We start from the raw sequence: 25,484 nt of genomic DNA, 5'->3' as shown, positions 1-25,484 counted from the left end.
ATCTCAGTTCACCCACGCGCGCGCATTGCGGAACAGGCGCATCCACGGGCTGTCCTCGCCCCACTCGCGCGGGCGCCAGGACAGCTGCACGCTGCGGAACACGCGCTCGGGATGCGGCATCAGCAGCGTGACCCGGCCATCGGTGCTGGTCAGGCCGGCGATCGCGTCGGTCGAACCGTTCGGATTGGCCGGATAGGCGATGGCACTGGCGCCGGACGCATCGACGTAGCGGAATGCGACGTGCGCGGCGGCCTGCTGCGCGGTGTCGTCGAAGGTCGCGCGCCCTTCGCCATGCGCGACCACGACCGGCAAGCGCGAGCCGACCATGCCGCGCAGCAGGATCGACGGCGAGTCTTCGATCCGCAGCAGCGCGAGCCGGGCTTCGTACTGCTGGCTGCGGTTGCGCAGGAACCGCGGCCAGTGCTCGGCCCCGGGAATCAGCGGCTTGAGCTGGCTCAGCATCTGGCATCCGTTGCAGGCTCCCAGCGCAAACGTGTCGCCGCGCGCGAAGAACGCTTCGAACTGCGCGCGCAGGGCGCTGCGCTCGAGGATGGACGTGGCCCAGCCGCGACCGGCGCCCAGCACGTCGCCGTAGCTGAAACCGCCGCACGCGGCGAGGCCCCGGAATTGGGCGAGCGTCGCGCGGCCGTCGATGAGATCGGTCATGTGCACGTCGACCGCGGTGAAACCGGCGCGGTCGAACGCCGCCGCCATTTCGATCTGCCCGTTGACGCCCTGCTCGCGCAGGATCGCGATGCGCGGGCGGGCGCCGCGGCCGATGTACGGCGCGGCGATGTCGTCGGTCGCATCGAAGGTGAGCGCCGCACTTGCCGGTGGCGCGTCGAAGTCGCGCCGTGCCTCGCGCTCCTCGTCGGCGCACTCGGGGTTGTCGCGCAGCCGCTGCATCGCGTGCGTGGTGGACCACCATGCATCGAAGAGATCCTGCCAGCGCCACTCGGCGAGCTGGTCGCGCCCGGACAGCACGCGCACGCGCGGCACCGGAACGGGCCGGCCGATCCGCTGCGCGCAGTGGGTCAGGCCGTGCCGATCGACGAGGTCGGCGAACGCGGCGCGGTCGTCGACCGCCACCTGCAGCACGGCACCGAGTTCCTCGCAGAACAGCGTGCTGAACGGGTTGTCGCCCCAACGGTCGAGCTGCAGCTCGAGCCCGCAGTGCGAGGCAAACGCCATCTCGCACAAGGCCGCGAACGCACCGCCGTCGCTGCGGTCGTGGTAGGCCAGCACGAGTTCGTCGGCGCGCGCCTCCTGCACCAGGTCGAACAGCCCGCGCAGCAGCGCAGGCTCGTTGACATCCGGCGCGGGACCGCCGAAACGCTCGTAGCACTGCGCGAGGATCGAGCCGCCGAGGCGCCGCTTGCCGGCACCCAGGCCGATCAGCCACAGCTCGGAGTCCACGTCGCGATCGAGCACCGGCGTCAGCTGCGTGCGCACGTCCTCGACCCGCGCGAACGCGGTCACGACGAGCGACACGGGCGAGGCGACGGTCAGCGTCGCGCCTTCGTGCTGCCAGCGCGCCTGCATCGAGAGCGAGTCCTTGCCCACCGGAATCGAGATATCGAGCGCCGGGCACAGTTCGAGACCGACGGCACGCACGGCGTCGTAGAGCAAGGCATCCTCGCCCTCGAAGCCCGCAGCCGCCATCCAGTTGGCCGACAGCTTGATCTCTTCCAGCGATGCGATCGGCGCCGCCGCGATGTTGGTGATCGCCTCGCCCACGGCCATGCGCGCGGACGCCGCGGCATCGAGCAGCGCCAGCGGCGTGCGCTCGCCGAGCGCCATCGCCTCGCCCGTGCAGCCCTCGAAATCGGCGAGCGTGATCGCGCAATCGGCCAGCGGCAGCTGCCACGGCCCGACCATCTGGTCGCGCGCGACAAGGCCACCGACGCTGCGATCGCCGATCGTCACGAGGAAGTTCTTGGCCGCCACGCTCGGATGCGCGAGCACGCGCAGGCCGGCCTCGTACAGGTCGAGCGCGGCGGGATCCAGGCGCGGCCAGCGCTGCGGCGCCGGGTGCGCGGTGTCGCGGTGCATCTTCGGCGCCTTGCCGAAGAGCAGATCCATCGGAATGTCGATCGGATGGAGCGGTGATTCGTGATTCGTGATTCGTGATTCGTCGACGCCGACGATGTGGCCGACGATCAGACGCGCTTCTGTCGTCGCGTGTCCGACGACGGCGAACGGGCAGCGCTCGCGCGCGCAGATCGCGGCGAATTCGTCGAGGCGGTCGGCCGCGATGCCAAGCACGTAACGTTCCTGCGATTCGTTGCACCACAGCTGCATCGGCGACAGCGACGGGTCGTCGCGCGGGATCTTCGTGATGTCGATGCGGCCGCCGACGTCGGAATCGTGCAGCAGCTCCGGAATCGCGTTCGAGAGACCGCCCGCGCCGACATCGTGCGCACTCAGGATCGGATTGTCCGCGCCGAGCGCGAAACATCGATCGATGACTTCCTGACACCGGCGCTGCATCTCGGGGTTGTCGCGCTGCACCGAGGCGAAATCGAGGTCTTCCGAACTCTGCCCGCTCGCGACCGAACTGGCGGCGCCACCGCCGAGCCCGATCAGCATCGCCGGGCCGCCGAGCACCACCACCGCGTCGCCGTCGCGCAGCGACAGCTTTTTCACCTGCTCCGGATCGATCGCGCCGACGCCGCCGGCGAGCATGATCGGCTTGTCGTAGCCGCGGATCACGGTCGCCTCGGGCGTGGCGAGTTCGAAGCTGCGGAAGTAGCCGGTGAGCGCGGGGCGGCCGAATTCGTTGTTGAACGCGGCCGCGCCGAGCGGGCCGTCGGTCATGATCGACAGCGCCGACGCCATGCGCGGATTCAGCGGACGGGCATGCTCCCACGGCTGCGGCAACGACGGAATGCGCAGGTGCGAGACCGAGAAGCCGCTCAGGCCCGCCTTGGGCTTGCCGCCGCGGCCGGTGGCGCCCTCGTCGCGGATTTCGCCGCCGCTGCCGGTGCTCGCGCCGGGAAACGGCGCGATCGCGGTCGGATGGTTGTGCGTTTCCACCTTGATCGCGAACGCGCCCGGCAATGCGGCGCCGGCCGCGAACTCGCGCGTGACCGGGTCCGGCCGGAAGCGTGTCGCGGGAAATCCCTCCACCACCGCCGCATTGTCCTTGTACGCGCTCAGCGTGAGCTGCGGCGACTGCGCATGGGTGTGCTTGATCATGCGGAACAGCGACTGCGGCTGCGGCTCGCCGTCGATGGTCCAGTCGGCGTTGAAGATCTTGTGGCGGCAGTGCTCGGAGTTGGCCTGCGCGAACATCACGAGCTCGGCGTCGCTCGGATCGCGGCCGAGCGCGCCGTAGCGCTCCACCAGATACTCGATTTCGTCCGCCGACAGCGCCAGCCCCAGCTCCGCATTGGCCGCGGCCAGGGTCGCGAGCGGGATGCGCCGCACCTCGCCGGCCGTCGGCGCGACGAACAGGCGCGCGGCGTCGGCGGCATCGGCGAGGACCGACTGCGTCATCGGATCGTGCAGCGCGCGCAGCACCGCGTCGGCGTCCGGCGAGCCATCCGGCGGCAGGCCGCCCAGATCGAAACGCGTGCCGCGCTCGACCCGGTGTACGGGCAACCCGGCACCGCGCAGGATTTCGGTCGATTTGCTCGCCCACGGCGAGATCGTCCCCAGCCGCGGCACCACGAACACCGCGCGAGTGCCGGGCGCGACCGGGGCGATGCCGTCGCCGGCCGCGAGGATGCGCAGCAGCGCGGCGCGGTCCGGCGTGGCGCCCGGCTCCGGATCGATGAAGTAGGTCTCGCGCGCGGCCACGATGCGGACCGCGTCCAGATGCGGGCGCAGGCGGACTTCGAGGCGATCGCGCTGGTGCGGCGACAGGGCCGGCTGGCCTTCGAGCACGATCATGAAAAGCTGGCGATCATTGGGGGCTTGTGCCGCGGAACGGACCGCCATTTTAACGAAACGGGCCCGCCGGCGTGGCCGGCGGGCCCGGAATACATCGCGGTGGCCGAAGGAGGCCGGAAATCAGGGGCTCTTGGCCGCCAGCTGGTCCAGGCGCTGCAGCATCTGGTCCGGCGGCAGGTAGCCGCCAAGCTGGGTGCCGTCCGGCGCGAACACCGCCGGCGTGCCGGACACGGCGATCTTCTGTCCGAGCGCGTAGTCCTTCTCGACCGGGTTGGCGCACTCCTTCTTGTCCACCGCCTGGCCGGCCTTGGCATCGGTCAGCGCCTTGGCGCGATCGTCCGCGCACCACACCGAGACGGCCTTGTCGAACGATTCGGACCCGATGCCGGCGCGCGGAAAGAACAGGTACTCCACCCGGATGCCGAGCTTGTTGTACTCGGCCATCTGCGCGTGCATGCGGCGGCAGTAGCCGCAGTCGATGTCGGTGAACACGGTGATGGTGTGCTTGGCGTCGCCTTCGCCGTAGACGATGCGCTGGTCCTTCGGCGCCCCGGCGAGCGCGGTCTTGCGGATGCCGGCACGGGCGTTCTCGGTCAGGTCGGTCTTGTTGGCGATGTCGAAGATCGAGCCCTGGATCAGATACTTGCCGTCCGCGCTGACGTAGACGATCTGGCCCTGGACAACCACCTCGTAGAAGCCCGGCACCGCGGCGTCGGCGATGCTGTCGATGGAGGCGCCCGGCACCAGGGACTGGATGGCCGCCTTGACCTTGGCGTCCTCCGCATGCGCGGACAGGGAGAGTGCGCCGAATAGCGCGGCTGCCAGAAAGCGGACCATGGACGTTCCTTGCGACAAGACGGAGGGAGGGCGGAGCGCTGCAACGGACCGCGGCGCGCGGCGGAAGTTCCCTAGGATACGGAAAGTGGGCGGCGCTCGGCCAGCGGACGGCACCCACCCCTCACGCGGGCGTCCCGGGACTGCCGCGCTCCGCTCGGCGGGCCGCGGAAGGCGTCAGGGGTCGGTCGAAGCGATCTGGTCGAGCCTCACACGCAGCTGCGCGGGCGCCAGGTAGCCGCCCAGGTAGCTGCCGTCGTCCGCGTACAGCGCCGGCGTGCCGGAGAAGCGCATGCGCGCACCCGCCGCGTACTGCTCGTCCACCGGGTTGTCGCACTGCAACGGGCTCGGCACCGCGCCGCGCATCGCCTCGGTGAGCGCCGACTTGCGATCCGCCGCGCACCACACCGACACCGCCTTGTCGTACGACGGCGAACCGATGCCCGAGCGCGGATAGAACAGATAATCGACCGCGATCCCGAGCGCGTTGTATTCGGCGATCTGGTCGTGCAGCCGGCGGCACACGCCGCAGTCGAAGTCGGTGTAGACGGTGACGCGGCGCTGCGTCTTGCCGGTCGCGGGATCGGGCTCGAACGCGATGCGCTGCTCGGGTCCGATCCTGTCGAAGGCCGCCTTGCGCACGTCGGTGCGCGCGGCTTCGGTGAGGTTGGCGCGCGTGCGGGTGTCGACGAGATTGCCTTCGAGCAGATACGTCCCGTCGCGGCTCACGTAGACCACCTGCCCGTCCACCACCGCCTGCGCGAAGCCCGGCACCGGCGTGTCCGCCACCGAGTCCACGGTCGCATCCGGCGCAAGCCGCGCCACGGCCGCGCGCACTGCGGGTTCGTCGACCGACGCCGCGACCACCGTGCCTGCCACCAGCCAGCCTCCCACCACAATTGCGTACCGCATTGCATTCTCCGGAGCGTCGCCACGATGGCGGCGAGGCTCGGACACGGCCGTACAGGCAAAGTTCATGGCGGGCGACGAACGGCGCCGCGACGCGCGTCAGCCGCGCGGATGGTGCGCCTGGTGCAGGCGCTTGAGGCCTTCCTTCGCGACCAGCGTGTAGATCTGCGTGGTCGACAGGCTGCTGTGGCCGAGCAGCAGCTGCAGCGCGCGCAGGTCGGCGCCGTGGTTGAGCAAATGGGTGGCGAACGAGTGGCGCAGTCCGTGCGGCGTGACCCGCGCCGCATCGATGCCGGCGCGCAGCGCGAGGCGCTTGATGCCGTGCCAGAACGTCTGCCTGCTCAGCGCGGCGCCGCGACGCGACAGGAACAGCGGCGCGCGTGGTCGCGTACCGGCCAGGGCCGGGCGCGCCTCGGCCAGATACCGCTGCAGCCAGTGCTGGGCCTCGTCGCCGATCGGCACCAGACGTTCCTTCGCGCCCTTGCCGAGCACGCGCAGCACGCCCTGGCGCAGGTTCAACTGCAGCGTTTCGAGACTCACCAGTTCGCTCACGCGCAGGCCGGCGCCATACATCAACTCGAGCATGGCGCGGTCGCGCAGGCCCAGAACGGTATCGATGTCCGGCGCGCGCAGCAGCGACTCGACATCGCTCTCCGACAGCGCCTTCGGCAGGCCGCGCCCGAGTTTGGGACTCTGCAGCAAGGCGGTCGGATCGGCGCCGATGCGGCCGAGCCGCACCATCTGCGCGTAGAAGCGGCGCAGCGTCGACAGCAGCCGCGCGTTGCTGCGTGCGTTGTAGCCGTGGCCGGTGCGGTCGGCGAGGTAGTCGAAGACGGTGGCGCGGTCGGCACGCAGCAGGGCCGCGCCGCGCGGCGCGAGCCAGCGCGCGAAGCCGTCGAGATCGCGCCGGTAGCTGTCCTGGGTCTGGCGCGCGAGCCCGTGTTCGGCCCATGCGCGTTCGAGGAATTCGCCGATCAGCGCCGTTTCGTCGTCCGGCGCCGCGGGCGCGGCGCGCGCGCGCAGGCGGCGTTCGGTGACGGACATGGCGGGCATGGGTGCAGTCTACCCGCTGCTAGACTGCGCGCCGCATGAACCCGCCCTCGCCCGCCGCCGCGCACGCGCACGCCGTCGCCGCCCATCCGGCCGCCCTGCAGTGGCGCCTGTTCGCGATGGTCTACGACCTGCTGCCGCTGCTCGGCATTTTTTTCGCCACCGCGGCATTGACGCTGCTGCTGCGCGGCGGCACACCGGTGCAGCCGGGCTCGCTCGGCGCGTGGCTCGAATTGTTGCTGATGCTGGCGGCGGGCTTCGGCTACTTCGGCCTGAGCTGGCGACGCGGCGGACAGACGCTCGGCATGCGCGCGTGGCGACTGCGCGTGCTGCGCGCCGATGGCGGCGTGCCGGCGTGGTCGGCGCTGGTATTGCGTTACGTGGTTGCGGGTATGTCGATCGCCGCATGCGGGCTCGGCTATCTGTGGTCGCTCGTCGATGGCGAGCGGCGCACGTGGCATGACCTCGCTTCCGGCACCGTGACGGTGCGGCTGCCGAAGCCGCAGAAGCCGCCGACCAGCACGCTGGAATCGTCGGCGAACTGACACGCCTCCCGCGCCTCGCGCTGGTCCCTTCTCCCGCGCAGCGGGGGAAGGTGCCCAGAGGGCGGAAGGGGGCGCACTTGCCGGTCGTTTCGGAGGCGGGAGTTGCGAAGACGCTCGCTGCGCTCGCACCCCCTTCCGCCCTTCGGGCACCTTCCCCCGCTGCGCGGGAGAAGGAACGGCGGCGCGTTCTTGTGGCGGAGGGCGGCGGGCGCGGCGGGCGGCGGGCAACGTCAGCGAACGTTGTCGACTACACCCGCTTGCGGAAATACAGCCAGCATCCCAGCGCCACGAGCAGCGGCGGCAAGGCGTTGCCCAGGCGCAGGTCGAAGCGGAACACCTCGGCCATGTTCACCGTCAGGGTCTGCAGCATGAAGTAGCCCAGCCCGAACACGATGCCCAGGAACAGCCGCTTGCCGAGGCCACCGGACCGCAGCGTGCCGAATGCGAACGGCAGCACCGCCAGGCACAGCACCAGCGCGTTCACCGGGTAGAACCAGCGCGACCAGTACGCGTTCTCGAACGCGCCGATGTCCAGGCCATTGCGCTGCAGGTACGCCAGGCTCTCGTTGAGATCGGCCGTGCTCAGGTAACGCGGCCGCGTCACGCCCAGGCTCAGCACGTCGGGATTGAGCGCCGAATCCCAGCGCTCCTGCGCGACGGTGCTGCTTTCCACCGAATTCTCGCGGAAGAACGAGCGCCGCACGTCGAACAGCGTCCACGCGCCGCCGCTGTGCTGGGCGCGCGCGGCCACGGCGATCGAGAGCAGGCGGCCGTCGCCGTCGAATTCGTAGAGCCGCACATCGTCCAGTTCGATTGTCGCTTCCGCGCCGATGCCCACGCTGCGGCCGCGGTGCGCGTTGAGGAAGGTGTCGCCTTCGCGCGCCCAGACTCCCGATCCCCCGGCGACCGCCACGTCATTCGACTTGGCCGCGACTTCCAGCGCCTGGGAACGCTGATCGCCGAGCGGTCCGATCGTCTCGCCCACGACCACCATCGCCAGCGTCAGCGTGCCCACCACGGCCACCGCGGACAGGCAGATGCGCAGCCGCGAGAGCCCGGCCGAGCGCAGCGCCGTGAGCTCGGACGTGGCCGCGAGCGCGCCCATGCCGAGCAGGCAGCCGATCATCGCGGACGTCGGAAACAGCGTGTAGGCGCGGCGCGGGATCTGGTAGGCGATGTAGAAAAACGCGGTGAGCGCGTCGTAGTTGCCCTGCCCGATCTCGTCGACTTCCTCGATGAAACCGCCGATGAGGTCGAACGCGAGCAGCGTGCCCCACACCAGCAGCAGCGCGCCGAGCACGTTGCGCGCGATCAGCCGGTCGCTCAGGCGCGGCAGCATGTCGCTCGGCCGTGCCGGGATCATGCCGCACTCCGTGGACGCGGCAGGCGTTCGTCGCGCCACAGCATCCACAGCGCCGCGCCCAGCGCCGGACCGTGCACCCACCACAGTCCGAGCCAGCCCGGCAGCGAGCCGTCCGCCAGCCATGCACGCCCGAGCGAGAGCAGGTTGAGGTAGACGATGTAGCTCACCAGCGCGAGCAGGATGCGGCCGTAGCGCGCCGCGCGCGGCTGGGTGCGCGACAGCGGCAGGGCCAGCAGCGCCAGGATGGCGGTGGCCAGCGGCGTGCCGATGCGCCAGTGGAATTCGGCGCGTGCGATCGGCTCGTTGCTGCGGAACAGTTCCGGCGTGGTGTTGCGCTCCTCGCTGCGGCCGCCGTCGGTGGGTTCGCTGTCGGGCACGCGGATATCGTTGCGCTCGAAACGCATGATGCGGAATGCGTCCTTGCCCAGTTCGCCTTCGACGCGGAAGCCCTGCGACAGGCTGAGATAGCGTTCGTCGCCCTCGCTTTCCTGATACAACTCGCCGCTGCGCGCGGTGACGACGTCGATGCGACCGTCGCGTTCGGTCTGCACGAACATGCGGCGGAACCTGCTGCCGTCCGGATCCATCTCGGCCATGTACACGATGCTGTCGCGCCCCGGGATCTGCACGAACCGCCCGGGCTCGAGCCCTGCGACCAGCAGCGACTTGTTGGCCGCGTCCACCATCGCCTTGGAGGTGCGCAGCGCCGCGGGCGCAAGCCACAGCGAGGTCATGCCCACGGCGACCGCCACCGGAATGGCCAGCATCAGCAGCGGCCGCGCGAGCCGCTTCGTGCCGAGGCCGGCGGACGCCAGCACCGCCATTTCGCTGTCGCGATAGAGCCGCCCGTACGCCAGCAGCACGCCGATGAACAGCGCCAGCGGCAGCAGCACCGGCAGCAGTTCCAGCGACCGCAGGCCGAGCTGCGAGAACAGCAGCGCCGCCGGCAGCTTGCCGCGCACGATCTTGCCGAGAATGTCCGTGACCAGGCCACTGGTGCTCACCAGCACCAGCACCACGGTCGAGGCGAAGAACGCGCCGATCAACTCGCGCAGCAGATAGCGGTCGATGCGGGGAAGGAAGGAGGAGTCGTGCACGGCTGGCCGGTGAGTGAACGGTCTTGCGGTCCGGTGCGGCGCGATCGGCGGCGTTGGGAATTTCGCCGACGTGACACTAGAATCCGGACCTTCTTGTTCCGCCGCCGCTTGGCATCGCTGTCGATGCGAACGAGCGGCGCCCGCCAGTATCGCCCGTCCGTCCCGTTCCAGGAAACCCATGAGCCTGAATCTGAGCCTGCTGCGCACCCGGCCCGCCGAGGTGAGCGCCGATGCGATCGTCGTCGCCGTGTTCGAGGACACGGGCCTGTCGCCGGCAGCCGCCGACATCGATGCGGCGTCCGGCGGCAAACTCGCGCGGCTCGTGGAGAGCGGCGACATTTCCGGCAAGCCCGGTCGCGTCGCGCTGCTGCACGCGCTCGACGGCGTCGCGGCGCCGCGCGTGCTCGCAGTGGGCGTGGGCGAAGCCGGCAAGCTCGACACCGGCCGCTACCTCAAGGCCTGCAGCGAATCGCTGCGCTCGCTCAAGGGCGGACCGGTCAAGCACGTGCACACCACCCTGCCGGAGCTTGCGGTATCGGGTCGCGACGATGCGTGGAAGCTGCGCCAGGCCGCACTTGCCGCGTTTCACGTGTCCTACACCTACACCGCCACGCGCAAGGCCGGCAACGGCGCGCGGCTCGAACGGCTCACGCTCGTCGGCGACGACGCCAGCGCCGACGCGCTGCGCGTGGCCGACGGCATCGCCGCCGGCGTGCGCTTCGCGCGCGAGCTCGGCAACCTGCCGCCGAACATCTGCAATCCGGCCTATCTTGCCGCGCAGTCGATGCAGCTCGCGCGCGAGCACGCCGCCAGCGTCACCTGCGAGGTGCTCGAACGCGCCGACATGGAAACGCTCGGCATGGGCTCGCTGCTCGGCGTGGCCCAGGGCAGCGCGAATCCGCCCAAGCTCATCGTGCTGCGCTACACCGGCGCGGGCGACGCGAAGCCGCACGTGCTGGTCGGCAAGGGCATCACCTTCGATTCGGGCGGCCTCTCGCTCAAGCCCGGCGCGGGCATGGAGGAGATGAAGTTCGACATGTGCGGTGCCGCCACCGTGCTCGGCAGCTTTCTGAGCGCGGTCAAGCTCGCGCTGCCGATCAATCTGGCGGCGGTCGTCGCGGCCGTGGAAAACATGCCCGACGGCAACGCCTACCGTCCGAGCGACGTGCTCACCTCGATGAGCGGCCAGACCATCGAAGTGCTCAACACCGACGCCGAAGGCCGGCTCATCCTGTGCGATGCGCTGACCTACGCGCAGCGGCTGAATCCGGCCACGCTGATCGACGTCGCCACGCTCACCGGCGCCTGCGTTGTGGCGCTCGGCAAACACGCGCACGGCCTCATGAGCAAGCACGACGACCTCGCCGACGAACTGCTTGCCGCAGGCCTCGCCACGCACGATCGCGCCTGGCGCCTGCCGCTGTGGGACGACTACCAGCCGATGCTCGATTCGGGCTCGGCCGACATGGCCAACATCGGCGGCAAGTGGGCCGGCGCGATCACCGCCGGCTGCTTCCTCGCACGCTTCACCGACGGCCAGCGCTGGGCCCACCTCGACATCGCCGGCACGGCATGGGACGAGGGCCGCAAGGGTCTTGCCACCGGGCGTCCGGTGCCGCTGCTGACGCAGTGGTTGATGGATCGCACGTGATTCGGGATTCGGGATAGGAGATTCGAAAAAGCCGCGCCGCCGCGCCGAAACGGCTCTGACGAATCACGAATCTCGAATCGCCAATCACGCCCCCTCCCATGCCCCGCGCCGATTTCTACCTCATCGCCAAGCCGCGTTTCGCCGACGATCCGCTGTTGCTGGTCTGCGAACTTGCACGCAAGGCGTACGAGACCGGCCAGCCGGTGCTGATCCTCGCGCGCGATGCGATGCAGGCCGAGGCGCTGGACGAGCGCCTGTGGGACTTCGACGAGGACGCCTACCTGCCGCACCAGATCGCGGGCCAGCAGGAAGATGACGACGACGAGATCACGCCGATCGTCATCGCCTCGCCGGAGTTCGACGTGCCGGATCGGCCGCTGGTCATCAACCTGCGCGATGCGCCGTTCCGCGGCACCTGCGAGCGGGTGCTGGAGGTGGTGCCCGCCGATCCGTCGGCGCGCGAACCGCTGCGGGCGCGGTGGCGCGATTACCAGGCGCGTGGGTTCGAGCTGAAGAAGATCGATATGTAGCGTGCCGGGGAGCGAAGAGCGCCCCCTTCCGGCTGCCGCCACCTTCCCCCGCTGCGCGGGAGAAGGACGTTTCGATGCATGCCGGCGACGCATGCGCGCATTCGCGTCCTAGAGAAGATCGCCGGGAGGCCGCGTCATCGCGCAGCGGTGTTGGCAGACGGGAAACAGTGGCATCACCCGGCGCGGTATCGACGGCGATGTGGCTTTCTCGACATCGGAGCCAGCAGACCCGTCGTCGCGAACGCACCACCCACACCGTCGTCCCGGCGAACGCCGGGACGACGGGCGGGAGGCTTCGTGGCGCCTTGTGCCGCTGTGTGCGAAGTGTGCGAAGTGTGCGAAGTGTGTGGCGGGCGCCGGAAGCGCCCGCCATACCGCATCGTCAATCGCGCGAACCCGCGGCGCGCACGCCGCCGAGCCCGAGCAGTCCCAGCATCAACGCCAGCCCCAGAAGCGCCCACGTCGACGTGGCCGGAATGACCGCCGGCGCACTGGCCGGCGGCGGATCCACCACGCCCTGCGCCACCGCGAATCCACCGACGAGCGGAATCACCGCGTTCGCCGACACGTCGCCGTCGCCGTTGCTGCCGTCGGTGGGCTGCAGCGTGACGACATTGCCCGCCACCGTCACCGGCAGCACCTGCCAGTGCGGTGTGGGGTTCCCGGCGCTCGGCCCGTACACCTGGAACTGCGCGCCCGCCGGCACCGCCTGCGCGAACACGATCTGCACCGATGCCGTCGTGCCGGCCTGCCCTTCCACCAGCACGAAATCGATCAGTCCGGTCGGGAACACGACATCGGCCGGCAGCGTCGCCGGGCTCTTGGGATGGCCGCTGGCCGGGATGAAGCCCGCGCTTTGCATCGGCCCGTTGCCGGTCTCGGCGAAGACCCAGTCGCCACCCACCGACGCCGTCGCCGGCCCGGCCGGCGTGGTGCCGGTGATGGTGCGTTTCACGAACGTCGCCTGCACGGTGCAATCGGCATCGATCGCGCCGGTGACGTACTGCGTGCCGACGAGGTTGCCGTCGCAGCCGGTCATGCCCGCGATGTCGTAGCCGGTGTCGGCCAGCACGTCGAACGTGGCGGTGTCGCCTTCGGCGACGGTCTGCGGCGTGCCCGGATCGAGCGTGCCGCCCGCGCCGGCCGACGGCGTGACGGTGAACGTGTTCGCCGCGCAGTCGACCAGCACCGTCGTCACGTCCGCACCGGCGAGCGTGCCGCTGCCCGCGGCCACGCTGCAGCTCTGGCCGTCCGGCTGCGCCGACACGGCGACCGAGTACGCACTGCCGTCGTCGAGCGCCGTGGCGAAGGTGAAGGCACCGTCGGCCGAGAGCATCAGCATGTCGCCGCCGTTGTTCGTCAGGGTCACGCTGTTGCCTGCGTCGAGGCCGCTCACGCTGCCGCCGACGGTGTACTGCTCCGTTTCGCAGGTGACGGACACCGTGGTCACGTCCGCACCGGCGAGGTTGCCGCTGCCGCCGGCCACGCTGCAGACCTGGTTCGGCGACGTCGGCTGCACCGACACCGCGACGGCGTAGGCGCTGCCGTCGGCAAGCGCGCTCGCGAAGGTGAAGCTGCCGTCCGCGCCGACGACCAGCGCATCGCCGCCGTTGTTGGTCAGGGTGACGCTGTTGCCCGCCGCCAGGCCGCTCACCGTGCCGCCGACCGTGTACGTCTGCGTCGCGCAGCTGACGAGCACGTTGTCGACACCGGCACCGGCGAGCGTGCCGCTGCCGGCCGTGACGCTGCAGGTCTGGTCCGGCGAGGTCGGCTGCACCGACACCGCCACGGCATAGCTGCTGCCGTCGTCGAGCGCGGTGGCGAAGGTGAAGACGCCGTCGGCGGTCACGACGAGCGCATCGCCGCCGTTGTTGGTCAGCGTCACGCTCGTGCCCGCGGCAAGGCCGCTCACGGTGCCGCCGACGGTGTACGTCTCCGTCACGCAGGTCACCGTCACAGACGTGATGTCCGCGCCGCCGACCGTGCCGCTGCCGCTGCCGCTGGCGACCGTGCAGGTCTGGTTCGGCGAGGTGGGCTGCGTGCTCACGGTGACGGCGTAAAGCGAACCGTCGGCGAGCGGCGTCGCGAAGACGAACGTGCCGTTCGACGAGACCACGAGCGCATCGCCGCCGTTGTTGGCAAGCGTCACGCTGTTGCCCGGCGTAAGACCCGACACCGAACCGCCGATCGCGTACGTGTCGGTGCTGCAGGTCACGGCGATGTTCGTGACGTTCGCACCGTTCAACGTGCCGCTGCCGGCACCGACCGTGCAGGTCTGGTCCGGGTCGGTCGGCTGCGCCGACACGACCACGGCGTAGCCGCTGCCGTCGTCGAGCGCGGTGGCGAAGGTAAACACGCCGTCGGCGGACACGACCAGCGCGTCGCCGCCGTTGTTGGTCAGCGTGACGCTGTTGCCCGGCGCCAGGCCACCGACCGTGCCGCCGATCGTGTAGGTCTGCGTCACGCAGGTCACCGTCACCGACGTGATGTCCGCGCCATCGACCGTGCCGCTGCCGTTGGCAACGGTGCAGGTCTGGTTCGGGGTGGTCGGCTGCGTGGTGACCGTGACCAGGTAGGCGCCTTCGTCCTCGACCGAGGTGGCGAACGCGAACGCGCCGTTGGCCGAGACCGTGAGCGCATCGCCGCCGCTGTTGGCAAGCGTCACGCTGTTGCCCGGCGCAAGGCCCGAGACCGTGCCGCCGACCGTGTACGTGTCGGTGCTGCAGCTCACGGCAATGTTCGTGATGTCGGCACCGTTCAACGTGCCGCTGCCGGCACCGACCGTGCAGGTCTGGTCGGGATCGGTCGGCTGGATCGACACGGTGACGGCGTAGCTGCTGCCATCGTCGAGCGCGGTGGGGAAGACGAAGCTGCCGTCGGCCGGCACCGCCACCGTTTCGCCGCCGTTGATCGCGAGCGTCACGCTGTTGCCGGGCGCGAGGCCGGCGACGTTGCCGCCGACCGTGTGCGTGTCGGTGACACAGCTGACGGCGACAGTCGTGACGGTCGCGCCGTCGATCGTGCCGCCGCCGTTGGCCACGCTGCAGACCTGGTTCGGCGAGGTCGGCTGCACCGACACGGCCACCAGATACGCGTCGCCGTCCGCCACGGGCGTGGCGAAGGTGAAGCTGCCGTTGGCCGGCACCACAAGCGCATCGCCACCGTTGTTGACCAGGGTCACGCTATTGCCCGGCACAAGGCCCGACACCGTGCCGCCCACGGCATGCGTCTGCGTCACGCAGCTCACGCCGATCGAGGTGACATTGGCGCCCGCCAGCGTGCCGCTGCCGCCGGTCACGCTGCAGGTCTGGTCCGGATCGGTCGGCTGCACCGACACCGTCACCGCGTATGCGCTGCCGTCGTCGAGCGGCGTCGCGAAGGTGAAGGCGCCGTTGGCCGGCACGGTCAGCGCATCGCCGCCGTTGACGAGCAGCTGCACGCTGTTGCCCGCCGCCAGGCCCGACACGCTGCCGCCGATCGTGTACGTCTGCGTCACGCACGTCACGGCCACGGATGCAGGCGCCCCCATGATCGTGCCGCTGCCGCCGGACACGGTGCAGACCTGGTTCGGCGATGTCGGCTGCGCCTGCACCGTCACGTTGTACGCGCCCAGATCGGGCACCGGCGTCGCGAAGGTGAATCCACCGTCCGCATTCACCACCAGCGTGTCGCCGCCGTTGTTGGCCAGCGTCACGCTGTTGCCGGGCGCCAGGCCGCTGACCGTGCCGCCCACGGCGAAGGTCTGCGTCACGCACTGCACCGCGATCGAGGTCACGTCGGCCGTCGCCGTGCCGCTGCCGTTGGCGATCGAGCAGACCTGCGTCGGCATCGTCGGCTGCACCAGCACGGTGGCGTCGTAGGTGAAACCGTCCGGGATGCCGTTCGCGAACGCGAAGCTGCCGTTGGCGGACACCACGAGATCGTCGCCGCCGTTGTTCTGCAGCGTCACGCTGGCGCCTGCCGCAAGGCCCGACACCGTGCCGCCGATGCTGCGCAGCGGACCGCACGCGACCAGCACGTCGTCGATGTCGGCGTCGTCGATGATCCCGCTGCCGCGAGCCACGGTGCAGACTTCGCCGGCCGGCTGGGTCGCGATGGTGACGTCGTAGGGGCTGTCGTGCCCGAGGATCGTCGCGAACTGGAAGGCGCCGTCGGCGCTCACCGCCAGATCGTCGGCGCCGTTGAGCTGCAGCACGATCGTCTCGCCGGCATCGAGGCCGACGACATCGCCGCCGACGCGGAACGGCACCGTGCACACGTCCACCGCGCAGCCGTCCTGGTACACCGGACATCCCGCAACCGCGCCTTCCGGCGCCGTCTGCAACTGGTCGAGGGCAAATTCGCCGTCCGGATCGGTGATGACGATGCGTGCGATGCCCGCCGCGACGATCTGCGCCGCCGCACCGGCGGGAACGCTGCCGAGCGATGCGCCGCCGGCAGCGAAGGCCTCGACCGTGGCGCCCGCGCCGGCCTCCAGCACGTCGATCCGCACGTCCGAGACGGTCGGCGAAAATTCGATCGTCACCGGGCCGCTGTCGGAAAACAGGCCGACGCTGCCGCTGCTGCCGAAGCGCCCGTCGAAGGCGACCGCCACGGGCGGACCGCCGGGCGTGCTCAGCGTTGCCACGCCGGCACAGGCGATCGCGTCGAGCGCCGCGCCCGAGGGGCAGGTCTCGAATCCGATCGGATCGACCAGCTGCGCCTGCGCGGCCGGCGCCAGCAGCGTGCCGCCCAGTGCCAGACCCAGCAGCCAGCGCCGCGCCGTCCTGCTGCGGTGGCCGCCGCGAAGGCCGGCGCCGCTGTGATCGGTGGCTTGCATGCGTGTCCCCTGCTCGTCCGCGCCGCGGACGGTGTGCTGTCGTCGAAGGCTGGTCATGGCGGTCATTTCGTCCGCACCACGGCAACCCGCAGAGGCGTGATCGGCGCCCCGGGACCGACCGAATATTCGAACGTCGCGGTCGGATCGACGCCGGGCGTGCCGGCGTCCACGCCGAAGCGCAGCCAGCGGATGCCGCCGTTGCGATGCAGGTAGGTCGGCGTGTACGGCACTCCATCCGTGAGCTGCGCCGCCGACAACGGGAATCCGCCGAGGCCGCCGTACACCGAACGGTAGTTCCAGCTCGCGGTCCGGTAGGGCGCGGTCACGGCAAAGGCATTGTCGTCGGCGTACATCGCGGCGGCGAAGTCGCGCATCCAGTCGCGCATGTCCGCACCGAACAGGCTTTCGAGATTCGCAAGCCCCGTCTCGTCGGACTCCACCAGCGCACGCAACGCCACGCTGTCGTCGCCGTTGCGCCGGTCCAGCGCGTAGCGCAGGAACATCGCCGCAACGCCGTAGTAATACGAAATCCGCTCGTTTTCGGTCTCGAACGCCGGCGCGTTTGGCGGGTTGGGATGCAGCACGTTGAAGCGGCCCGGGTACCAGCCACTCGCGGTCGCCAGGTAGTACATGCGCAAGGCGGTGAACGCCTGGTTCGCGTATCCGTTGAACGCCGCCACGCGGCGCGACGCGTTCGGCCCCGTCGTCAACGCCGTGAGGTTGATGTTGCCGCGCGGCACCAGACCGACCGAGGTGCGGTAGAACAGCAGCTCGCTCGACATCCAGCCCAGCGTCTCGTCGAGCCAGGGCTCCTCGAGCGCGGCGCCGGTCTCGTAGATGCGCCGGCCGGCATTGGTCAGACGCGTCATCTGGTGCGCCATCGCGCGGACCACGTTGCCGACGATGAACGACACCGTGCGCACGTTCGAATTGACCAGGCCGGTGGGGTCCGGCACCGCCATGTAGATGATCTCGCCCTCGTTGCTGCGCGGACACGAGCCCGGCGCCGACGAGAAAAAATCCCGCGCCTCGAAGCGCGAGAAAATCACGCCGCTGGACGCAGGCGGCACTGCCTCGTTCAGTCGCCGGGTGAAGAACACCACGGTGCCGCCGTTGCCGTCGACGTCGGTGAGCTGTCCGAAGTTGTTCACCAGCACGTCGCGCGCGCCGGACGCGCCGATCGAGGTGGGTGAACCTCCGCCGACGATGGGGTACGTCGGCGCGGGATCGGTGAACGGTTCCTCGTACGCCGCACGGATGGATTCGAAGTCGGCGCGGGTGAAGCCACCGGGCACCGCCGGCACCCAGGTTCCTTCATCGTCGATCACCTCCTGCGCGATGTAGAGCCGGCGTGTGGCACCGACGGGCGACACGGCTTCGACACGCGCCTTGCGCAGATCCAGCGCTCCGCTGCAGCCCGGCGCGACCTGGATATCGAAGACATCGTCGACCTGCAGCGTCGACGGCAGGACTTTCCCGCGACGATCGGGCCGCACCAGCAATTCCTCGCGCGGTCTGGTGGCAAGCAGTTCCGCCGCCTCGTCGCGCAGCGCGGCGCCGGGTTGCACGGCATCGGCATCAACGCCGGCGTCCGGTACGGCCAGCGACGCAAGCGCCTTGCCGGGGGCCAGCGGTCGCGGCGTCGGCGGGCCGGTCACGGCCACCACGTCGGCCGCGAGGAAGGTCGGAATCACGTCCGCCGCGGGCGCGTAGTTCGCGGGCACCACGGTGAACTCCTGCTGCGCGGCGCCGGGCTCCACGCACAGCACCTGCCCCGGCTGCAGCGTCTGCACGCTGACTTCGCCCACGGCCAGCGCAAGGCAGGCCGGCAACGGCGGCGGAATCGGACAGGTCTGCGCGAGCGCAAACGGCGAAAAGGACAGCGCAGCCGCAATCCCCAAACGACACATGGTCGACATCATCGAATTCCCCAGGTCGCGACCGCTGCGCGCGATCGCATGAATCCCCTGCACGCGACAAGCCCGCCGCACGCCTCCTGCCCGGAGTCTAGCGCCCTGTGTCGGCGATTTTCCGTACGTGTTGCACATTTTTTCGTTCCGCCAACGCACCTGCGTACAATGCACGCCCCCTCGTTACCCGCTCTCCGGCCCGCTGCGCCGGCCCACGCCATGGACAAAAGCTTCGAACCCGCCGCCTTCGAAACCAGGTGGTACAAACACTGGGAGGACAGCGGCTGCTTCAAGCCCAGCGGCATCGGCACGCCGTACACCATCCTGCTGCCGCCGCCCAACGTCACCGGCACGCTGCACATGGGCCACGCCTTCCAGCACACGCTGATGGACGCGCTGGTGCGTTACCACCGCATGCGCGGCTTCGACACGCTGTGGCAGGTCGGCACCGACCACGCCGGCATCGCCACCGAAATGGTGGTCAACCGCAATCTCGCACTGGCCGGCAACGGCGAAACCCGCGACGGCCTCGGCCGCGACGCCTTCATCGAACGCGTGTGGGAGTGGAAGAAGGAATCCGGCGACACCATTGCCCGCCAGATGCGCCGCATCGGCGCCTCGGGCGACTGGTCGCGCGAAACCTTCACGATGGATCCGATGCCGTCGGCGTCGGTGGTCGAAGCCTTCGTGCGCCTGCACGACGAAGGGCTCATTTATCGCGGCCAACGCCTCGTCAACTGGGATCCGGTGCTGAAGACCGCGATCTCCGACCTCGAAGTGGTGAGCGAGGAGGAACAGGGCGCGATGTGGTCGATCCGTTATCCGCTCGCGGATGGCGCCACCTACGACCACGTCGAACACGATGCCGACGGCAACGAGACGCTGCGCGAATCGCGCGACTACCTCGTCGTCGCCACCACGCGCCCGGAAACCATGCTTGGCGACGTCGCCGTGGCGGTGCACCCCGACGACGCACGCTACGCCCACCTCATCGGCAAGCAGCTGCGCCTGCCGCTGTCGAATCGCCTGATCCCGATCATCGCCGACGACTATGTCGACCGCGACTTCGGCACCGGCTGCGTGAAGATCACGCCCGCGCACGATTTCAACGACTACGCCATCGGCCAGCGCCACGCGTTGCCGATGATCAACATCTTCACGCCCGACGCGAAGATCAACGACAACGCGCCGCAGAAATACCGCGGCGAAGATCGCTACGCCGCACGCAAGCTCGTGCTCGCCGACCTCGTCGCCCTCGACCTGCTGGTCGAGGAGAAGAAGCACAAGCTGCAGGTCCCGCGCGGCGACCGCACCGGCCAGGTGATCGAACCTTACCTCACCGACCAGTGGTTCGTGAAGATGGATGCGCTGGCCAAGCGCGGGCTGGAGCTCGTGGAAAACGGCAGCGTGCAGTTCGTGCCGCCGAACTGGATCAGCACCTACCGCCACTGGATGGAAAACATCCAGGACTGGTGCATCTCGCGCCAGCTCTGGTGGGGCCACCGCATCCCCGCGTGGTACGACGACGCCGGCAACGCCTACGTCGGCAGCGACGAAGCCGACGTGCGCGCGAAAAAAAATCTCGGCCCGGATGTGTCGCTGCGCCAGGACAGCGACGTGCTCGAAACCTGGTTCAGCTCCGCGCTGTGGCCGTTCTCGACCATGGGCTGGCCGAACGAGGAAACGATGAAGGAGCGCGGCTGCGACCGCTACCTGCCGAGCAGCGTGCTGGTCACGGGCTTCGACATCATCTTCTTCTGGGTGGCCCGCATGATCATGATGACGGACCACTTCACCGGCCGCGTGCCGTTCGAACACGTCTACATCACCGGCCTCGTGCGCGACCGCGACGGGCAGAAGATGTCGAAGTCCAAAGGCAACGTGCTCGATCCGCTCGACATCATCGACGGCATCAGCGCCGACGCGCTGGTGACCAAGCGCACCACCGGCCTGATGAAGCCGACCGACGCGCCCAGGATCGAAAAGGCCACGCGCAAGGAATTCCCCGAAGGCATCGCCGCCTACGGCGCCGACGCGCTGCGCTTCACCTTCGCCTCGCTCGCCACGCACGGTCGCGACATCAAGTTCGACCTGCAGCGCTGCGAGGGCTACAAGAACTTCTGCAACAAGCTGTGGAACGCGGCGAACTACGTACTCAGAAGCCTTCCTGAAGTTCCGAGCCCGGAACAGGCCGAGGCTCGTGGCGACCTTATTTCTCCAACACAAATCGTCAGCAAGCCTGAAAACTGGCCTGCCACCGCATTTGAGAAGGCTCTTCTAACGAAGCTTTCAGCGATGCTTCGTGAAACCGAAAATCAATACTCCGCATATCGCTTCGATCTGGTTTCTCAAGCCCAATACGATTTCGTTTGGACGGAATTTTGCGACTGGGCGATTGAGCTTTCCAAGCCATATTTGAACGCGAAGGTTGCCGTTGATCTCGCCGGCGACGGCGAGTTGTTCACCGACGTTGAGAAGAGCAGCTCCGTTCAATACACGCTTCTCTACGTGCTCGAAGCGAGCCTGCGTGCGCTGCACCCGCTGATTCCGTTCATCACCGAGGAAATCTGGCACGCAGTCGCGCCGCGCCTTGGCATCGAGGGCGACAGCATCAGCCGCCAGCCGTATCCGCGGTTCGACGAGACGCAGCTGTATCCGTCGGAAGCGAGCGATGTCGAATGGCTGCGCGCCGCCGTCATCAAGCTGCGCTCGATCCGCAGCCAGCTCAGCATTGCGCCGCTGAAGACCGTGCCGCTGCTGCTGCAGGGCAAGCTCGACGATCCGGCGCAGATCGAACGCCACGCGGCCAGCCTGAAATTCCTCGCCCGCCTCGAATCGATCGACTGGCTCGCCGGCGACGCGCCACCGGCTGCGGGTGCCGTGCTCGGCGAACTGAAATTGCTGATCCCGCTCGCCGGCCTCGTCGATCTCGACGCCGAACGCACGCGTCTCGCGAAGGAACTCAAGCGCGTCGAAGGCGAACTCGCGAAGAGCCAAGGCAAGCTCGCCAGCGACACCTTCGTGCAGAACGCGCCGGCCGCGGTGGTGGAGCAGGAACGCCAGCGGCTGATCGAATGGACGCAGCAGATCGAAGGTCTGCGTGCGCAGCAGGACGCGCTGTCGCGCGGCTGAACCACCGCGTAAAGCCCCTCTCCCCGTGGGAGAGGGGTTGGGGAGAGGGTCCGGGCGGACGCCGTGCGTGGGACGTGATGCAACGGTCGGACGCGTACTTCATTCATGCAGCGTTCCTGCTTGCGCCGCGTTCGACTCACAAAAAGAACGGCCTCATGCATCCGGCTGCTCCATCAGGCGAACGTCCGCCTTGGTGCTCCGCCCGGACCCTCATCCGCCCTTCGGGCACCTTCCCCCACGGGGAGAAGGGCAAGCAGGCGCGGTGTTGTTCGAGGTCCGCCGCACGAGCGCAGCTGCACGCGTCGACCTACCTCTCCGGCGGCAACAACTCGATCGCCATCACGATCGCATCCTCGCGCCCGCCCTTGGCCGGGTAGTAGTTCGGGCGCCTGCCGATTTCGTTGAATCCGAGGTCGTGGTACAGCGCGATCGCCTTCGGATTGCTCGGCCGTACCTCGAGGAAGACGCGTTCGGCCCGATGCCAGCGCGAGAGGTCGATCAGCCGTTGCACCAGCCGCCGCCCATGCCCGCGGCCCTGCGCTTCGTTCGCCACGCAGACGTTGAGGATGTGCGCCTCGCCGGCGGCGGCGGAGAGAATGCCGTAGCCGAGCACCCGCTCATTGTCCGCCAGCACCCAGCAGCCGTAGCCGGCGCGCAGGCAGTCGTGGAAGATGCCCATCGTCCAGGGGAATTCGTAGGCGCGCGTCTCGATCTCGAACACGCGATCCAGATCCTGCGGCTGCATCGCACGCAGTGCCGGCAGGGCGTCGCGCGCCAGCGCGCTCATGCGTGATCGCGAAGCCGGCGGCGCAGGCGCCGCAACGCCGGCCAGGCGGCGCGTTTGGCATCGGCGGTGCGCAACTGCTGCAGCGAGGGCATCGCGATGGCGGTGTCGCCGGCGGCGACACCGAGCGCGATCACCGGCATGCCGGGCTCGGCCTCGAATCGCACTTCCGCCACGGACACGCCCAGCGCCTGCACGATCTGGCGCAATAGTCGCTCCTGCGCCTGCGCTTCGCCCGCGCCGAGCACGCACACGCGCGCCGCACGCGGACCGAACAGGCCGGCGTCGGCCCCGTCCTCGCGGGCGTCGGCCGTACCGTCGGCGCCTGCGGCCGGACGCCGGGATGGCGTCTTCGCCGGGCGCGGCGGTGCCTCGGCCGATACGTGCGCCGTGCCGGCATCGGCGCGGTGTGCGGCGTCCGCGCCCCGCAACTCCAGCGGCTCCAGCCCCAGCGCGACGAGGTAGTCGGTGCGCAGCATCGACACGGCCCCTGCCACCGTCACTGCGGCCGCGCACCCGCGGCAAGATCGGCGACGAACTGGGCATAGATGCGATCGATGGCCACGCCCATCGCGTCGACCGAATCGCGCACGGTCGCACCCTGCACCGGCAGCGTCAGTATGTAGTCCTTGAGCACGAGCGGCGGCTTGCCGTCGTCGCGCGTGTCGGCGCGCAGCGAGAAGCCCACCGCCACGCGCCAGCCGTTGCCGTCGCGCACGCGCTCCAGGCGCGTGATGCGGCCTTCCACGCGCAGCGCGACGACGTCGCTCGGCAGGCGGTCGGCGACGATGCGCGAGGCGTTGGCGTCGCGCAGCGTCGAGATCAGCCGCCGCTGCAGCAGCCGCACCGGCGGATCGATCCACAGCTGGTAGTGGTAAGTGCGCAGGCGCGCGCCGTCCGGATCGAGCGTGTAGATGATGGCCTGGTCCGAGTACAGGCCGTCGGCGTAAAAGGTGTCGACGACGATCGGCTGCGCCACGGCCGGCTCCGGCAGGCGCGCGATCTCCTGCCGCGCCGGCAGGCGGAAATACGTCGTCTCCGGGATGCCCGGCGCGCTCGCGCATGCCGCGAGCAACAACAGTGCGACCCACGCGGCAGCCCGCCCCGCGGCGCGTGCATGCCAACCTCGCTGGCTCATTGTTCCTCCACGTCGTCGGCTTTGGGCGTGAACAGCAACCGGTTCGGATTGCGGCGGATCTCGCGGCTGAATTCGTCGATGTTGCGGCTCGACGACTCCAGATGATGCGCGATCGAATCCATGCGCTGCGCCACCGCGCTCACCGCGCGTTCGAGGTCGACCACGGTCTGGCGCAGATCCGGGCGGTTCTCGGCGATCGTGGCGTTGATCGACTCGAGCAGCCGGTTGGTGTGCGCCTGCGTGGTCTTGAGTTCGGCGGCGACGTTGCGGATGTCGCGCAGGCTGGCGGCGACCGCGTCGCGGTTCTGCTCGCCGAGCACCGCGTCCAGGCCTTCGGCCGCGCTGTTCAGACGCGTCATGAGCGCGCGTGCGTCCTGCACCAGTGCCGGCGCGTTTTCGTCGATGACGCCGGTCAGCGAATCGACGCGGTCGGTGAGTTTTTCGAGCAGCGGACGGATGCGTTCGCGCGTGAGCAGGTTGAGTTCGCCGGCAAGGTCGTTCACCGCGGCGAACACGTCGCCGCCGGCCAGGCCGCGGATCTCGGCGCCCGGCGCCAGCATCGTGGCGCTGCTGCCCTCCTTGATGCCGATGCGCACATCGGCGAGCAGTCCGCTGGACTGCAGCTGCGCGATGCTGTCGTCGGGGATCGGCCAGTCGCTGCGCACGTCGAGTTCGACGCGATAACGCGTGGTGGCGCCGCGTTCGGGTTCGATGCCGCTCACCTGCCCGATGCGGAACCCCTCGTAGAACACCGGCGCGCCGTAACTCACGCCGGTGACGTTGTCGTAGTAGACGTGGTACGCGGTGGCCGAGCCGCTGCGACCGGTGATGGCGAGCAGGCCGGCCACGAGCACGCCGAAACCGATGACGACGGCGGCGCCGACGATGACGTAGTTGACGGTGTCGCGTTTCATCGCGGGGGCAGGCTCCGCAGGACGAGGGGACTATTGTGGCCGAATCGGGGCCGCCGGGCGGAACCGGACACGCACGCGTTCATGCGTCCTCCTCGGTCAGCCGGCGCAGGTACTCGTCCACGTTCACTTCCACCTCGCGCGGACGGCGGTTGAGCAGGTCCTGGATGCGTTCGTTGTCGGCCGCGCGCACCTCGTCCACGGTGCCGGTCATCAGCACGCGGCCCTGGTCGAGCACGGTGATGGTGTCGGCGATCTTGAACGCCGATTCGAGCTCGTGCGTGACCACCACGATGCTCATGCGCATCGCGTCGCGCAGCTGCAGGATCAATTCGTCGAGCTCGGCCGAGACCACCGGGTCCAGGCCCGCCGACGGTTCGTCGAAGAACAGCAGCTTCGGGTCCATGACGATGGCACGCGCGAGCGCCGCGCGCTTGATCATGCCGCCCGAGAGCTGGCTCGGCATCAGGTCCTGGAAGCCGCCGAGGTTCACCACCTCCAGCTTGAGCCGGCTCATGATGCGCACCGTGTTTTCGTCCAGGCGCAGGTGCTCGCGCAACGGCAGCGCGACGTTGTCGCCCACCGTCATCGAGGTGAACAGCGCACCGCCCTGGAAGCTCACGCCGATCTGGCGCCGCAGCTGCACCATCTCTCGTGCGCTGGCGCGTGCCACATCCACGCCGAGCAGGCGCACCGCGCCGCCGCGCGGGCGGTTGAGGCCCAGCAGCTGCCGCAGCAGCGTGCTCTTGCCCGAGCCCGACCCGCCCATGATCACGCGGATCTCGCCCGGCATCACGCGGAAATCCACCCCGTGCAGGATGCGGCGGCGGCCGTACCAGGCATCGAGCCCGGTGACGTCGATGACGGGGTCGCCGGTGGAGCCGGGATTCGGGATTCGGGATTCGGGATTCGTCATG

The 25,484-nt window shown here is 69.4% G+C and carries 17 protein-coding genes; 4 read left to right on the top strand and 13 right to left on the bottom strand.

The genetic code is table 11. The features are described from left to right. Positions 1 to 3: 3 nt before the first annotated feature. From purL to xerD, 4 genes are all read right to left on the bottom strand, one after another. Positions 4 to 3,894 (bottom strand): phosphoribosylformylglycinamidine synthase, encoded by a 3,891-nt coding sequence (gene purL / locus HNQ52_RS11110; RefSeq protein WP_183961240.1) that lies wholly within the window; start codon positions 3,892 to 3,894, stop codon positions 4 to 6. A gap of 120 nt (positions 3,895 to 4,014) precedes the next feature. Continuing rightward, entirely contained in the window at positions 4,015 to 4,731 is a 717-nt protein-coding gene (locus HNQ52_RS11105; RefSeq protein WP_183961238.1) for a DsbC family protein, read from the bottom strand. 174 nt (positions 4,732 to 4,905) lie between these two features. After that, on the bottom strand, positions 4,906 to 5,640 hold the full coding sequence (locus tag HNQ52_RS11100; RefSeq protein WP_183961236.1) for a DsbC family protein: 735 nt from the start codon (positions 5,638 to 5,640) through the stop codon (positions 4,906 to 4,908). Between the two features lie 96 nt (positions 5,641 to 5,736). Beyond that, positions 5,737 to 6,690, bottom strand: coding sequence for a site-specific tyrosine recombinase XerD (gene xerD, locus HNQ52_RS11095; RefSeq protein ID WP_183961235.1), 954 nt, complete (start codon positions 6,688 to 6,690; stop codon positions 5,737 to 5,739). A 35-nt stretch (positions 6,691 to 6,725) separates the two neighbouring features. On the opposite strand from xerD, the gene HNQ52_RS11090 reads away from it, so the two are divergent. Further along, complete coding sequence (locus tag HNQ52_RS11090) at positions 6,726 to 7,232, top strand: RDD family protein (RefSeq protein ID WP_183961233.1); 507 nt, start codon at positions 6,726 to 6,728, stop codon at positions 7,230 to 7,232. 247 nt (positions 7,233 to 7,479) lie between these two features. Here HNQ52_RS11090 and lptG read toward each other — a convergent pair whose 3' ends face one another. Together lptG and lptF are read right to left on the bottom strand one after the other, a co-directional pair. Then, positions 7,480 to 8,595, bottom strand: coding sequence for an LPS export ABC transporter permease LptG (lptG, locus tag HNQ52_RS11085; RefSeq protein ID WP_246387795.1), 1,116 nt, complete (start codon positions 8,593 to 8,595; stop codon positions 7,480 to 7,482). Further along, entirely contained in the window at positions 8,592 to 9,692 is a 1,101-nt protein-coding gene (lptF, locus tag HNQ52_RS11080; protein WP_343059332.1) for an LPS export ABC transporter permease LptF, read from the bottom strand. The genes lptG and lptF overlap by 4 nt, the downstream gene beginning before the upstream one ends. Positions 9,693 to 9,870: 178 nt before the next feature. Here lptF and HNQ52_RS11075 point away from each other — a divergent pair, with 178 nt between their 5' ends. Together HNQ52_RS11075 and HNQ52_RS11070 are read left to right on the top strand one after the other, a co-directional pair. Further along, positions 9,871 to 11,343, top strand: coding sequence for a leucyl aminopeptidase (locus HNQ52_RS11075; RefSeq protein ID WP_183961230.1), 1,473 nt, complete (start codon positions 9,871 to 9,873; stop codon positions 11,341 to 11,343). A 98-nt stretch (positions 11,344 to 11,441) separates the two neighbouring features. After that, entirely contained in the window at positions 11,442 to 11,873 is a 432-nt protein-coding gene (locus tag HNQ52_RS11070; protein ID WP_183961228.1) for a DNA polymerase III subunit chi, read from the top strand. 382 nt (positions 11,874 to 12,255) lie between these two features. Here the strand turns inward: HNQ52_RS11070 and HNQ52_RS11065 are convergent, their stop codons facing one another. Next, positions 12,256 to 16,692, bottom strand: coding sequence for a beta strand repeat-containing protein (locus tag HNQ52_RS11065; protein WP_183961226.1), 4,437 nt, complete (start codon positions 16,690 to 16,692; stop codon positions 12,256 to 12,258). A gap of 62 nt (positions 16,693 to 16,754) precedes the next feature. After that, on the bottom strand, positions 16,755 to 18,602 hold the full coding sequence (locus tag HNQ52_RS11060) for a hypothetical protein (protein WP_183961225.1): 1,848 nt from the start codon (positions 18,600 to 18,602) through the stop codon (positions 16,755 to 16,757). Between the two features lie 219 nt (positions 18,603 to 18,821). Here HNQ52_RS11060 and HNQ52_RS11055 point away from each other — a divergent pair, with 219 nt between their 5' ends. Continuing rightward, positions 18,822 to 21,734 (top strand): valine--tRNA ligase, encoded by a 2,913-nt coding sequence (locus tag HNQ52_RS11055; protein ID WP_183961224.1) that lies wholly within the window; start codon positions 18,822 to 18,824, stop codon positions 21,732 to 21,734. A 307-nt stretch (positions 21,735 to 22,041) separates the two neighbouring features. On the opposite strand, the gene rimI is transcribed toward HNQ52_RS11055, so the two are convergent. The 5 genes from rimI to HNQ52_RS11030 form a co-directional block, all read right to left on the bottom strand. Beyond that, positions 22,042 to 22,521, bottom strand: coding sequence for a ribosomal protein S18-alanine N-acetyltransferase (gene rimI, locus HNQ52_RS11050; protein ID WP_183961223.1), 480 nt, complete (start codon positions 22,519 to 22,521; stop codon positions 22,042 to 22,044). After that, entirely contained in the window at positions 22,518 to 22,997 is a 480-nt protein-coding gene (locus HNQ52_RS11045) for a hypothetical protein (RefSeq protein WP_221282046.1), read from the bottom strand. Before HNQ52_RS11045 ends, rimI begins: the two co-directional genes overlap by 4 nt. 20 nt (positions 22,998 to 23,017) lie before the next feature. After that, positions 23,018 to 23,656, bottom strand: a complete 639-nt coding sequence (locus HNQ52_RS11040) for an ABC-type transport auxiliary lipoprotein family protein (protein WP_183961220.1) — start codon at positions 23,654 to 23,656, stop codon at positions 23,018 to 23,020. Further along, on the bottom strand, positions 23,653 to 24,570 hold the full coding sequence (locus HNQ52_RS11035) for an MlaD family protein (protein WP_183961218.1): 918 nt from the start codon (positions 24,568 to 24,570) through the stop codon (positions 23,653 to 23,655). Before HNQ52_RS11035 ends, HNQ52_RS11040 begins: the two co-directional genes overlap by 4 nt. 79 nt (positions 24,571 to 24,649) lie before the next feature. Beyond that, entirely contained in the window at positions 24,650 to 25,483 is an 834-nt protein-coding gene (locus HNQ52_RS11030; RefSeq protein ID WP_183961217.1) for an ABC transporter ATP-binding protein, read from the bottom strand. Between the last annotated feature and the right edge of the window lies 1 nt (position 25,484).

Source organism: Chiayiivirga flava, assembly GCF_014202825.1.
GTDB classification, from domain to species: Bacteria; Pseudomonadota; Gammaproteobacteria; order Xanthomonadales; family Xanthomonadaceae; genus Chiayiivirga; species Chiayiivirga flava.
The sequence above is the reverse complement of the archived record's forward strand: the minus strand, read 5'-3'. Positions and strand labels throughout refer to the sequence as shown.

Coding starts and splice junctions, on each gene's coding strand:
- lptG (WP_246387795.1), bottom strand. CDS start 8,595: ATGATCCCGGCACGGCCGAGCGACATGCTGCCGCGCCTGAGCGACCGG.
- HNQ52_RS11065 (WP_183961226.1), bottom strand. CDS start 16,692: ATGCAAGCCACCGATCACAGCGGCGCCGGCCTTCGCGGCGGCCACCGC.
- HNQ52_RS11100 (WP_183961236.1), bottom strand. CDS start 5,640: ATGCGGTACGCAATTGTGGTGGGAGGCTGGCTGGTGGCAGGCACGGTG.
- HNQ52_RS11090 (WP_183961233.1), top strand. CDS start 6,726: ATGAACCCGCCCTCGCCCGCCGCCGCGCACGCGCACGCCGTCGCCGCC.
- HNQ52_RS11105 (WP_183961238.1), bottom strand. CDS start 4,731: ATGGTCCGCTTTCTGGCAGCCGCGCTATTCGGCGCACTCTCCCTGTCC.
- HNQ52_RS11070 (WP_183961228.1), top strand. CDS start 11,442: ATGCCCCGCGCCGATTTCTACCTCATCGCCAAGCCGCGTTTCGCCGAC.
- xerD (WP_183961235.1), bottom strand. CDS start 6,690: ATGCCCGCCATGTCCGTCACCGAACGCCGCCTGCGCGCGCGCGCCGCG.
- HNQ52_RS11060 (WP_183961225.1), bottom strand. CDS start 18,602: ATGTGTCGTTTGGGGATTGCGGCTGCGCTGTCCTTTTCGCCGTTTGCG.
- purL (WP_183961240.1), bottom strand. CDS start 3,894: ATGATCGTGCTCGAAGGCCAGCCGGCCCTGTCGCCGCACCAGCGCGAT.
- HNQ52_RS11075 (WP_183961230.1), top strand. CDS start 9,871: ATGAGCCTGAATCTGAGCCTGCTGCGCACCCGGCCCGCCGAGGTGAGC.
- HNQ52_RS11030 (WP_183961217.1), bottom strand. CDS start 25,483: ATGACGAATCCCGAATCCCGAATCCCGAATCCCGGCTCCACCGGCGAC.
- HNQ52_RS11055 (WP_183961224.1), top strand. CDS start 18,822: ATGGACAAAAGCTTCGAACCCGCCGCCTTCGAAACCAGGTGGTACAAA.
- HNQ52_RS11040 (WP_183961220.1), bottom strand. CDS start 23,656: ATGAGCCAGCGAGGTTGGCATGCACGCGCCGCGGGGCGGGCTGCCGCG.
- rimI (WP_183961223.1), bottom strand. CDS start 22,521: ATGAGCGCGCTGGCGCGCGACGCCCTGCCGGCACTGCGTGCGATGCAG.
- HNQ52_RS11045 (WP_221282046.1), bottom strand. CDS start 22,997: ATGCTGCGCACCGACTACCTCGTCGCGCTGGGGCTGGAGCCGCTGGAG.
- HNQ52_RS11035 (WP_183961218.1), bottom strand. CDS start 24,570: ATGAAACGCGACACCGTCAACTACGTCATCGTCGGCGCCGCCGTCGTC.